Annotated in this window: 7 protein-coding genes and 2 pseudogenes; 4 read left to right on the top strand and 5 right to left on the bottom strand. The window is 41.1% G+C overall.

Annotated features, from left to right (window positions below):
- Window positions 1-262: pseudogene (locus tag CJ239_RS00380) on the bottom strand (IS630 family transposase); the annotation flags it as partial.
- A pseudogene (locus tag CJ239_RS00375) lies at window positions 249-490 on the bottom strand (IS5/IS1182 family transposase); the annotation flags it as partial. The pseudogenes CJ239_RS00375 and CJ239_RS00380, both read right to left, overlap by 14 nt.
- A gap of 73 nt (window positions 491-563) precedes the next feature.
- Here CJ239_RS00375 and CJ239_RS00370 point away from each other — a divergent pair.
- Together CJ239_RS00370 and CJ239_RS00365 are read left to right on the top strand one after the other, a co-directional pair.
- Complete coding sequence (locus tag CJ239_RS00370; protein WP_102210156.1) at window positions 564-1,265, top strand: response regulator transcription factor; 702 nt, start codon at window positions 564-566, stop codon at window positions 1,263-1,265.
- Window positions 1,262-2,140, top strand: a complete 879-nt coding sequence (locus CJ239_RS00365) for a sensor histidine kinase KdpD (protein ID WP_102210155.1) — start codon at window positions 1,262-1,264, stop codon at window positions 2,138-2,140. Before CJ239_RS00370 ends, CJ239_RS00365 begins: the two co-directional genes overlap by 4 nt.
- A 40-nt stretch (window positions 2,141-2,180) precedes the next feature.
- Here CJ239_RS00365 and CJ239_RS00360 read toward each other — a convergent pair whose 3' ends face one another.
- From CJ239_RS00360 to CJ239_RS00350, 3 genes are all read right to left on the bottom strand, one after another.
- The gene (locus tag CJ239_RS00360; protein WP_102210154.1) at window positions 2,181-2,933 is read right to left on the bottom strand and encodes an ABC transporter permease; all 753 of its coding nucleotides are present in this window, start codon (window positions 2,931-2,933) and stop codon (window positions 2,181-2,183) included.
- A 10-nt stretch (window positions 2,934-2,943) separates the two neighbouring features.
- Window positions 2,944-3,852: an ATP-binding cassette domain-containing protein gene (locus tag CJ239_RS00355; RefSeq protein WP_102210153.1), complete on the bottom strand. Its 909-nt coding sequence runs from the start codon at window positions 3,850-3,852 to the stop codon at window positions 2,944-2,946.
- A 141-nt stretch (window positions 3,853-3,993) separates the two neighbouring features.
- Entirely contained in the window at window positions 3,994-4,803 is an 810-nt protein-coding gene (locus tag CJ239_RS00350; protein WP_102210152.1) for a Cof-type HAD-IIB family hydrolase, read from the bottom strand.
- Window positions 4,804-4,919: 116 nt separating this feature from the next.
- Between CJ239_RS00350 and rexB the strand changes: the two genes are divergently transcribed.
- Both rexB and addA read left to right on the top strand, forming a co-directional pair.
- On the top strand, window positions 4,920-8,195 hold the full coding sequence (rexB, locus tag CJ239_RS00345; RefSeq protein WP_102210151.1) for an ATP-dependent nuclease subunit B: 3,276 nt from the start codon (window positions 4,920-4,922) through the stop codon (window positions 8,193-8,195).
- Window positions 8,192-11,842, top strand: a complete 3,651-nt coding sequence (addA, locus tag CJ239_RS00340; RefSeq protein ID WP_102210150.1) for a helicase-exonuclease AddAB subunit AddA — start codon at window positions 8,192-8,194, stop codon at window positions 11,840-11,842. Before rexB ends, addA begins: the two co-directional genes overlap by 4 nt.
- The last annotated feature ends 14 nt before the right edge of the window (window positions 11,843-11,856 follow it).

The following is an 11,856-nucleotide window of genomic DNA, read 5'->3' as shown; positions in this document are numbered from 1 at the left end:
TTCGAGTGTAGCCCATAGCTTTGAGAGCATAGTGAATGGTAGTTAGGTGACATCCGAATTCAGCAGCTATCTCAGTCAAATAAGCGTCTGGATTGTCAGTAAGATAGTTTTTAAGTCTATCTCTATCAACCTTTCTTGGTTTTGTTCCTTTTACTTGATGGTTTAATTCTCCTGTTTTCTCTTTTAGCTTTAACCAGCCATAAATGGTATTACGTGAAATTTGGAAAATGTGTGATGCTTCTGTTATACTACCTGTTACTATAAAATTCTAGTTCACAGTTAATAATACCACAGCAATCACATTCATTCGTAATCCGAAGTGTTTACGATGATTTCGATAGGTTATTGAAAATATTTTAAACGTTTTACTTTTATTTCTGCGACACTTTTTGAAGACCTTCATATCGTGGCAATAGTTCAGCGCAATATCAAAAGAAACAATTCTCCCGTTACTTGTGACAATCGCCTGAGCTTTGATTTTCTCGCACTTTGATGCGAGGAGCTTTTCTGTTTAAGCTTTATCAATAAAACATGCTATAATAGTTGCAGAAAGGTTGGTATTTATGGCTAGAATATTGGTTATTGAAGATAATAGTGACATTCAAGAGATTTTGCGAACACTTCTTACTGAGGAGCATGAGGTGATTCAAGCCTTTTCAGGAACTGAAGGAATCATGCTTTTTGACCAAGGTGGGATTGACCTCGTTTTGCTAGATATCATGCTTCCTGGGAAAAATGGGGATCAGGTTTTAAAAGCCATCAGGGAACAAAGTCAAACTCCAGTCATTATGCTAACGGCTTTGAGCGATAAGAAGTTAATCAGTCAATACCTCTTAGACGGTGCCAATGATTACATAGTGAAGCCTTTTGATTTGGACGAAGTCTTTGCTAGAGTTACTGTTCAGTTACGCCAAAGTACAGAAAAACAGCCTATGGAAATAGAAAAAACTGAAAATCTGCCACAAAACTTGAAAAATATCCAGTTTGATGCAGAAAGTTTTGAAATCAAAAATAGTCAGGAAATCATTCGCCTTGCCAAAAAAGAATGCTTGATTCTCCAAACTCTCCTCAAACATCCTAAGAAAATTTTCACCAAGGAAGAACTTTATGAATTGGTCTGGGAGGATAGCTATCTACCTGGAGATAATACTCTCAATACGCATTTGAGTAATCTTCGTAAAAAATTAAACCAGCTTGACCCAAATCAAGAATATATTGAAACCATTTGGGGAGTTGGGGTAAGATTAAAAGGAGACAAGCAATGACCTACATGATAATCTTTGTTCTACTGATACTCCTAATTATTTTATTGATTACATTGATTCGCTACCATCTAGCACTTAAAAACTTGAGTCAACAGATTGAAGATAAGATTCTTACAGGTAGTATGAAAAGAGTTGGGGTCAGCATTTTTTCCAAACATTTTTTACATCTCTACCAGCAAATTGAGAATCTATTTCAGGAAGTGGAACAATCTCGGTTGGTGATGAAAAGGGAAAAGCAGACTCTGGATATGGCCATCAGCAATATCGCCCATGATATTCGGACACCTTTGACTATCGCTTCAGGCTACACCCAACAATTGATAAAGTCTCCTGAAGACAAAGCAGAAACCTTACAAAAAATAGCCCAGCATCTTGATTTAGTTTCTAAACGTTTGGAGGCTCTCCTAGAATATCGTCGTTTGATGGAAGGAGCTGTCAAACCGAAACTGGAAGAAATAGCTCTCTCAGCTTTTATTACCAAGAAGACTTTGGCTTATTATGATGTTTTTCAGGCGGCAAATATCACACTTGATTTTGAGGTTGAAGCTGGTCTGAAAATGAGGACTGATGAAGACTTGCTGGATCGAATTTTACAAAATCTGCTTGGAAATGTCCTCAAACATGGCAAGGAAGAAGCGCGTCTGTCTTTGCGAAAAGAAAAGGAACAGCTTGTCTTAGAGATTGCAAACCTTGTTAAACAGCCTATCAAAAAAATAGAAAATCTCAGTAACCGTTTTTATTCTGAAAATCTATCAGACACCGAAGAATCCTCTGGTTTAGGCCTTTATATCACTGAGGAATTATGTCATCTTCTCGGTGCAGAGATGAAACTAAGCACAGATGGCCAGTGGTTATCGGTTTTCATTTATTTTTAACGAAAAGAAACCTCCTCTAGCCTACAGAGGAGGTCATTTTTTATAGACTTTTCTTTTTGAAAACTGCCAGTCCACTTAGATTAAAGATTACAATAACAGCTAAGCTAACTATAAGTGTATAGAAAATGGATTCACTATTAGCAGTCATAGCATAGGAAAAATGCAAGGACAAATATGGTAAAAATTTGATATTTGGAAAAATGATCATTGGCATAGAAAGGATGATAGAACTGACCAAATATCCAATAAATACTGCAATATAAGAATGAGTCAGGTAGAGAATAAAGGAAATAATGGAAAGCCAAGCGAGTAGGTATAGAAATTGAAGGAAAATCATTAAGAGGAGATTGGCAATAAAACCATCAGGCATCGTACCAAGTCCGTTCAGTAGAGTTGAGGGAACAAAAGCAATCACAAGGCTAGCGATGAGTTGCAAGAGAGCGATGCTTGCTAGTACAAAGGATTTAGCGAAGAAAAACTCTGTACGAGAAACGCCAACTGTCAAACTATTTTTATAAAGCTTGCCGATTAGATCGACCCCAAGAACTAAACATATTAGAATAATGCAGAGAAAAACAATGTTTGAATCATTGCTAGACGCATTGATAAGAGCTTGAATACCGTCCCAACCATGGGTTGGAATTTCTGGTTCTTCTGTCTGGATTGCCATCAGATGGCCAGTAGCCCCAAAAATAGCCCCCATTAACATGAGTACAAAGAGAATGAATTCTGTAATCCAGAATCCTTTGGAACGGAAAAGACGGTAAAAGTCTGCTTGAATGGTATGTATCATGATTTTCCTCCTATTGGACCAATTGAGTGAAGTATTCTTCTAGGTTTTGACGGGCATAGTAAATCTCGTCAATGTCAACATCTGCCAAGGTTAATTCTTTGAGAATCTGTTTGACATCTTGTTCCTGACCAAAGATATGTATTTCATTTTCTGGATTAACAACCTTGAACTGGAGCTGGATTTGTTCTTTCAATACTTGACAAGCTTTCTCTTGATCAGCTGTCTTAAGGACAATATAATCCTCACTTAGTGTTTCAAATTCAGCTTTGCTGATTTCACGGATAATCTTGCCTTGATCTAAAATACCAAAACGATTAGCTACTAGGTAGAGTTCTGACAAGATATGGCTAGAGATGAGAATGGTGATCCCTTTTTCTTGATTGAGCTGTTGAATCATCAGACGAAATTCTTTGATACCGATTGGGTCGAGACCATTGATAGGTTCATCTAAGATTAGGAAGTCTGGTTTGGATAGGAGGGCAATGGCGATACCAAGTCTTTGTTTCATTCCTAGCGAGAAATCACGAAAGACTTTTTTACCTGTATCTGACAAGCCTACATAGTCCAGCGTTTCTCGAATGACTTGATCAGCATTTGGAACATGACGAATCATACAGTAATATTTCAGGTTTTGATAGGCTGTTAAGTGATTATGAGCTACAGGTGATTCGATAACTGAACCTACTCGAGATAGAGACTTGCTCCACTCATTTTCCGTTTTGCTGGAGAAAAGGGAAACAGTTCCTTTATCCGCAAACAGTAGTTGCGTTATGATTTTTATCAAGGTGGTTTTCCCAGCTCCATTCTTCCCTATAAGTCCATAAATATCTCCCTCTCTTATCGTTAGATGAAGATCCTGAAGAATAGGTTGTTTGTCAAAGTTTTTGGACAATCCATGAATGTCAAGTACTGTTTTCATGATTCTCTCCTTTTGATTTATTTTGTTAACTTTAGTATAAAGTATAGAAATCAAAGAAAGCTCAAGGATTTCTAAAGAGTTTCTAAAGTTTTAGGAATTTTTAAATATCAAAACCCAGTTGATATGAACTGGGCTTCTTTACTATAAAATATATTTCTCAATGGCACGCGCAACGCCGTCTTCTTCGTTGCTGGCTGTAACGTCATCCGCAAGAGATTTGACATAATCGCTGGCATTTCCCATTGCAATGCCAAGTCCTGCAAACTGGAGCATTTCGATATCGTTATTAGCATCGCCCATGGCCATAATTTCTGATGGCTCGATATTCAAAATCTCTGCTAGTCGAGAAAGAGCAGTAGCCTTTGTCGTACCAAGTGGCATAGCTTCATAAATGACAGGCTGTGAACGAACTCCACTAAATCGTTGGCAAAGCTCCTCAGCAAAACGCTTCTCAAAATCGTCCGTTTGGCTCTCTGTCCCCAAAAACATCCCTTGGAACATACGGTACTTGCCACTAGTCGCTTCCTCAAGGGAAATTTCAGTCAGGTCTGAAAAGACTAGCTTGGCATCATTTTGAATGATTTCATTAGGCTTACCACCGAGGACAAAATAGTGTTCCTCATCAAAAAGAGTCAACTGAACATCACTTTTTTCAGCTAGGTCATAGAGGTATTCGATGTCATCTGGGCTGAGTTCTTGCCAATCAACCAGACTCCAATCGCTAGTCTGGTGAGTTGAGCAACCGTTATTAACAATCACATACTCATTCTGGAGGTCAAGACCCAGTTTTTTGTAGTAGGGGAGGACACCGAAAAGCGGGCGACCCGTACAGAGAACTAGTTTGACACCTTTTTCAATAGCTTGGTGAATGGCAGTAATGTGAGCTTGTGGGACTTCCTTGGCTTCATTGAGGAGGGTTCCGTCCATATCCAAGGCTAGTAGTTTAATCATAGTTCTTCCTTCTTTATCTTTTGGTATTATTATAGCATATTTTAGAGGAAAGGAGGAGGAATCTTCGGGCTAATCATGGTATAATAAAAGGTAATGAAAATTGCAACGAGGCAGAGATGAAATTACTTTATACTGATATTCGGACTTCTTTGACAGAAATTCTAACTAGAGAGGCAGAGGAGCTAGTTGCTGCTGGCAAGCGGGTCTTCTACATTGCCCCCAACTCTCTTTCTTTTGAAAAGGAACGCGCCGTGCTGGAATGCTTGTTCCAGCAGGCTTCTTTTGCGATTACCGTCACGCGCTTTGCTCAAATGGCTCGTTACCTGGTCTTGAATGACTTGCCTGCTAAAACCAGTTTAGATGACATCGGGCTTGGGATGGTCTTTTACAGATGTCTTGCCGAACTTGATCCTAAGGATTTACGTGTTTATGGAGCTATCAAGCAGGATCCTCAGTTTATCCAGCAGTTGATGGAACTTTATCATGAGATAGCAACTGCTCAGATGAATTTTTTGGACTTGGAAAGTTTGACAGATGAGGATAAGAGAGCAGACTTACTCTTGATTTTTGAGAAGATAACGGCTTATCTCAATCAGGGGCAGTTGACTCAGGGAAGTCAGTTGTCCCATTTGATTGAGGCTATTGAGAATGACAAGGTAAGTAGTGATTTTAGTCAAATCGCCTTGGTTATTGATGGATTTACCCGTTTTTCTGCCGAGGAAGAGCGGATTGTGGACCTACTTCATGGCAAGGGTGTTGAGATTGTCATTGGGGCTTATGCTAGTAAGAAGGCCTATACTAGTCCATTCTCTGAAGGCAATCTCTACCAAGCCAGTGTGGAGTTTCTCCATCATCTAGCCTCTAAATACCAAACACCTGTTCAGGATTGTTCTCAAACTCATGATGAGATAGATAGTTTTGACAAGGCCTCTCGTTTGCTAGAAGCGTCTTATGACTTTACAGAGCTCACTTTGGATGTCGATGAGAAAGACCGTGAAAACTTACAAATCTGGTCTTGCTTGACGCAAAAGGAGGAGTTGGAGTTGGTAGCTCGTAGCATTCGTCAGAAATTACATGCCAATCCAGACCTGAGTTACAAGTATTTTCGCATTCTCTTGGGGGATGTAGCTTCTTATCAGTTATCTCTAAAAACGATTTTTGACCAGTATCAGATTCCTTTTTATCTTGGCAGAAGCGAATCCATGGCGCATCATCCCTTGACACAGTTTGTCGAGTCTATCTTGGCTTTAAAACGCTATCGTTTCCGTCAGGAGGATTTGATTAATCTTCTAAGAACTGGTTTGTATACCGATCTTAATCAGGCTGATATTGACGCATTTGAGCAATATATCCGTTATCTTGGTATCAATGGCTTGCCAGCCTTTCAGCAAGCCTTCACCAAATCTCACCATGGAAAATTTAATCTGGAACGTTTAAATGCTCTTCGTCTGCGTATTTTAACCCCTCTTGAAACCCTCTTTGCCAGTCGAAAACAGAAGGCTGAAAATCTCTTGCAAAAGTGGAATATCTTTCTGAAAGAAGGAGCAGTGACCAAGCAACTGCAAGATTTGACAGCCACTATGGAAACTCTAGAACAGGAAAGGCAAGCTGAAGTTTGGAAGGCATTCTGTCATGTTTTAGAACAATTTGCGACCGTTTTTGCTGGTTCACAGGTTAGTCTAGAGGACTTTCTAGCCTTGCTCCATTCTGGGATGAGTCTATCTCAGTATCGTACTATTCCAGCAACAGTAGACACAGTTCTGGTGCAGAGCTATGATTTGATTGCTCCTCTGACAACTGACTTTATCTATGCCATTGGGCTGACTCAGGACAATTTACCAAAAATCGCGCAAAATACAAGTCTTTTGACAGATGAAGAAAGACAAAATCTAAACCAAGCGACAGAAGAGGGAGCACAATTGCTGATTGCCAGCAGTGAAAACCTCAAGAAAAATCGCTATACTATGCTTTCCTTGGTTAATTCTGCTCGTAAGCAGTTGGTTTTGTCATCTCCAAGCCTTTTTAACGAAAGTGAAAGCAAGGAATCAGCCTATCTTCAAGAGCTAGTCCATTTTGGATTTAGCAGGAAAGAGAAGAGGATGAATCACAAAGGGATGTCTAAGGAGGATATAGGGTCATATCACAGTCTTTTGTCTAGTCTGGTTGCCTATCATCAGCAGGGGGAGATGAGCGAGACTGAGCAAGATTTGACCTTTATCAAGGTTCTGGCACGTGTCATGGGTAAAAAACTAGACCAGCAAGGTTTAGAAAATCCAGCTCTCCCAACCAGTCCGAGTAGCAAACCCTTAGCAAAGGACACCTTACAGGCTCTCTATCCTGCTGAACAGGAATTTTATCTGTCTACCTCTGGTTTGACCGAGTTTTACCGTAACCAATACAGTTATTTCCTCCGTTATGTACTAGGCCTGCAGGAAGAATTGCGCCTGCGTCCTGATGCTCGTAGTCACGGGAATTTCTTGCACCGCATTTTTGAACGGGCCTTGCAATTACCTGACGAAGATTCCTTTGACCAACGTTTGGAACAGGCTATTCAAGAAACCAGTCAAGAACGCGAATTTGAAGCCATTTATCAAGAAAGTTTGGAAGCCCAGTTTACCAAGGAAGTTTTGCTTGATGTTGCACGGACGACTGGACATATTCTCAGACACAATCCAGCCATCGAAACCATCAAAGAAGAAGCAAATTTCGGTGGGAAAGAGCAAGTCTTTATTCAATTGGATAATGGGCGCAGTGTCTTTGTACGAGGTAAGGTTGACCGCATTGACCGATTGAAAGCTGATGGGGCGATAGGAGTAGTAGACTACAAGTCTAGTCTAACTCAGTTCCAGTTTCCTCATTTCTTTAATGGGCTCAATTCCCAGTTGCCAACCTATCTAGCTGCCCTAAAAAGAGAAGGGGAGCAGAACTTTTTCGGTGCCATGTACTTGGAAATGGCTGAGCCTGTCCAATCTCTGATGGCTGTTAAAAGTCTAGCAGGAGCAGTGGTAGAAGCCAGCAAGTCTATGAAATACCAAGGCCTCTTTTTAGAAAAAGAAAGCAGTCATTTGGGTGAATTTTACAACAAAAACAAAGCTAATCAGCTGACGGATGAGGAATTCCAGCTCCTGCTGGACTACAATGCCCAACTTTACAAGAAAGCAGCTGAGAAGATTTTAACAGGTCAGTTCGCCATTAACCCTTATACTGAAAATGGCAGAAGTATTGCCCCCTATGTTCAGCAACACCAAGCCATCACAGGATTTGAAGCCAATTACCACTTAGGCCAAGCACGTTTCCTAGAAAAGTTGGACTTAGCTGATGGCAAACGTCTGGTCGGAGAAAAACTCAAGCAAGCTTGGTTTGAAAAAATAAGAGAGGAGTTGAATCGATGAAGCGTATTCCCTTTTTAACTGAGGAGAAAATTCAAAAACTGCAAGAAGCAGAAGCGCATTCGAGCAAGGAACAAAAGAAAACAGCCGAGCAAATTGAAGCCATCTACACTTCTGGTCAGAATATCCTGGTTTCAGCGTCAGCTGGTTCTGGGAAGACCTTTGTCATGGCAGAGCGTATTCTGGACCAATTGGCGCGTGGTGTGGAAATCAGTCAGCTCTTTATCTCGACCTTTACCGTCAAAGCTGCGACCGAGCTTAAGGAACGTTTGGAAAAGAAAATCAGCCAACAAATTCAAGAAAGTAGTGATGTTGACCTCAAACAACACTTGGGGCGCCAGTTGGCAGACCTACCCAACGCTGCCATCGGTACCATGGACTCTTTTACACAAAAATTCCTTGGCAAACATGGCTATCTAATTGATATTGCGCCGAATTTCCGGATTTTACAAAACCAAAGCGAGCAACTCCTTCTAAAAAACGAAGTCTTCCACGAGGTCTTTGAAGCCCATTATCAAGGTAAACAGAAAGAGAACTTTAGTCATTTGCTGAAAAACTTTGCTGGACGTGGAAAAGATGAACGTGGTCTGCGCCAGCAGGTCTATAAAATCTATGACTTCCTCCAATCCACCAGTAATCCTAAAAAATGGCTGAGTGACTCTTTCCTCAAAGGTTTTGAAGAGGCTGATTTTACCAGTGAAAAAGAAAAACTGACCACACAAATCCTGCAAGCCCTTTGGGATTTGGAAAGCTTTTTCCGATATCATTTGGATAATGATGCCAAGGAGTTTCCAAAGGCCGCTTATCTAGAAAATGTTCAGTTGATTTTAGATGAAATTGGCTCCTTAAATCAAGAGTCCGATAGTCAGGCTTATCAAGCAGTGCTTGCGCGTGTTGTCGCCATTTCGAAAGAGAAAAATGGTCGAGCTCTGACCAATGCGAGTCGTAAGGCTGATTTGAAGCCACTGGCGGATGCCTACAACGAAGAAAGAAAGGCCCAGTTTGCTAAACTAGGACAATTAGCAGACCAGATAACCATTCTAGACTATCAAGAACGTTATCATGGAGAAGCATGGAAACTAGCTAAGACTTTCCAAACCTTCATGAGTGATTTTGTGGAAGCTTATCGTCAGCGTAAACGTCAGGAAAATGCCTTTGAATTCGCTGATATCAGCCATTATACCATTGAGATTTTAGAGAAATTTCAGCAAGTCCGCGAAGCTTATCAGGAGCGCTTCCACGAAGTCATGGTTGATGAGTATCAGGACACCAACCACATTCAAGAACGGATGCTGGAATTGCTGTCTAATGGCCACAATCGCTTTATGGTGGGGGATATCAAGCAGTCCATCTACCGATTCCGTCAGGCAGATCCTCAGATTTTCAATGAAAAGTTCCAACGCTATGCGCAAAATTCAAAAGAGGGCAAGCTCATTCTCCTCAAGGAAAATTTCCGTAGCAGTTCAGAAGTGCTGTCAGCAACCAATGATGTTTTTGCACGCCTTATGGACCAAGAAGTCGGTGAAATCAACTATGACAGCATGCACCAGCTTGTTTTTGCCAATACTAAACTGACTCCCAATCCAGACAACAAGGCAGAATTTCTCCTCTACGACAAGGACGACACAGGCGAGGAAGAAGAAAGCCAAACAGAAACGAAACTAACAGGCGAAATGCGCTTAGTTATCAAGGAAATCCTTAAACTTCATCAGGAACAAGGTGTTGCCTTTAAAGAAATTGCCTTTCTGACCTCTAGTCGTAGTCGTAATGATCAAATTCTACTTGCTCTGTCTGAGTACGGGATACCTGTCAAAACAGACGGTGAGCAAAACAATTACCTCCAATCTCTAGAAGTGCAAGTCATGCTAGACACCCTTCGTGTCATTCACAATCCCCTGCAAGACTATGCCTTGGTTGCTCTTATGAAGTCTCCTATGTTTGGCTTTGACGAGGACGAGTTAGCACGTTTGTCCCTTCAGAAAGCAGAAGATAAAGTTCAAGAAAATCTCTATGAAAAACTGGTCAATGCTCAAAAACAAGCAGCTAGCCAGAAAAACTTGATTCACTCAACACTAGCTGAGAAACTAAATCAATTCATGGATATCTTGGATTCTTGGCGCTTGTATGCCAAAACGCACTCTCTCTATGACTTGATTTGGAGGATTTACAACGACCGTTTTTATTATGATTACGTTGGGGCTTTACCAAATGGTCCTGCTAGACAGGCCAATCTCTATGCCCTAGCACTGCGCGCTGATCAGTTTGAAAAGAGTAATTTCAAGGGCTTATCTCGTTTTATCCGTATGATTGACCAAGTCCTAGAAGCCCAGCACGATCTTGCGAGCGTGGCTGTCGCACCGCCAAAAGATGCAGTGGAACTCATGACCATTCACAAGAGTAAAGGGCTAGAGTTTCCTTACGTCTTTATCCTCAATATGGATCAAGATTTCAATAAGCAAGACTCTATGTCAGAAGTCATTCTCAGCCGTAAAAATGGTCTAGGTATCAAATATATTGCCAAGATGGAGACAGGAGCAGTGGAAGCTCACTATCCTAAAAGCATCAAACTCTCCATTCCTAGCCTAACTTATATACAGAATGAAGAGGAATTACAGCTGGCTAGCTATTCAGAGCAGATGCGTCTGCTGTATGTTGCCATGACGCGGGCTGAGAAAAAGCTCTATCTTGTCGGCAAGGGATCTCGTGAAAAGCTGGAAGCCAAGGAATACCCAGCAGCTAAAAATGGAAAACTAGATAGCAGTACTAGACTCCAAGCCAAGAATTTCCAAGATTGGCTTTGGGCTATCAGCAAAGTGTTTGCCAAGGATCATCTCAACTTTAGCTATCGTTTTGTTAGTGAAGACCAGTTGACTAGAGAAACTATCGGTCAATTGGAAAACAAGAGCCCTCTACAAGACAGCTCTCAAGCAGACAACCGCCAGTCAGAGATCATCAAAGAAGCCCTTGAAATGCTGAAAGAGGTTGAAGTCTATAATACTCTTCACCGCGCAGCCATTGAACTTTCTAGTGTTCAAACCCCAAGTCAAATCAAGAAATTCTACGAACCTGTTATGGATATGGAGGGTGTCGAAATTGCTGGTCAAGACCAGTCAGTAGACAAGAAAATCAGCTTTGATTTGCCAGATTTTTCAACTAAAGAAAAGGTAACTGGAGCTGAGATTGGTAGTGCTACCCACGAACTCATGCAGAGAATTGACCTCAGTCAGCGACCAACGCTTACTAGCCTGACAGAAACTCTCAAACAAGTTCAAACCAGCCCAGCTGTCAGAGACAAGATTAATCTTTTGAAAATTCTTGCATTCTTTGACACAGGACTCGGTCAGGAAATTATCGCTAATACCAACCATCTTTATCGCGAGCAACCTTTCTCCATGCTCAAACGAGACCAAAAGAGTCAGGAAGACTTTGTTGTCCGTGGTATCCTTGATGGCTATCTGCTTTACGAGGACAGAATCGTTCTGTTCGACTATAAGACAGACCGCTATGATGAACCCAGTCAACTCATAGACCGCTATCGTGGTCAATTAGCCCTTTATGGAGAGGCCTTATCACGAGCCTATTCGATTGAAAATATTGAAAAATACTTGATACTACTCGGTAAAGACGAGGTTCAAGTTGTAAAAGTATAATCTAGAAAGGAGAC

The sequence above is a fragment of the Streptococcus sp. UMB0029 genome, from assembly GCF_002871495.1.
In the GTDB taxonomy this organism is placed as follows: Bacteria; Bacillota; Bacilli; order Lactobacillales; family Streptococcaceae; genus Streptococcus.
This window is presented reverse-complemented; position numbering and strand designations above follow the sequence as displayed.

Bases quoted from the DNA above. Each gene is read 5' to 3' on its own strand.
- CJ239_RS00370 (WP_102210156.1), top strand. From the start codon at position 564: ATGGCTAGAATATTGGTTATTGAAGATAATAGTGACATTCAAGAGATT.
- CJ239_RS00365 (WP_102210155.1), top strand. From the start codon at position 1,262: ATGACCTACATGATAATCTTTGTTCTACTGATACTCCTAATTATTTTA.
- CJ239_RS00360 (WP_102210154.1), bottom strand. From the start codon at position 2,933: ATGATACATACCATTCAAGCAGACTTTTACCGTCTTTTCCGTTCCAAA.
- CJ239_RS00355 (WP_102210153.1), bottom strand. From the start codon at position 3,852: ATGAAAACAGTACTTGACATTCATGGATTGTCCAAAAACTTTGACAAA.
- CJ239_RS00350 (WP_102210152.1), bottom strand. From the start codon at position 4,803: ATGATTAAACTACTAGCCTTGGATATGGACGGAACCCTCCTCAATGAA.
- rexB (WP_102210151.1), top strand. From the start codon at position 4,920: ATGAAATTACTTTATACTGATATTCGGACTTCTTTGACAGAAATTCTA.
- addA (WP_102210150.1), top strand. From the start codon at position 8,192: ATGAAGCGTATTCCCTTTTTAACTGAGGAGAAAATTCAAAAACTGCAA.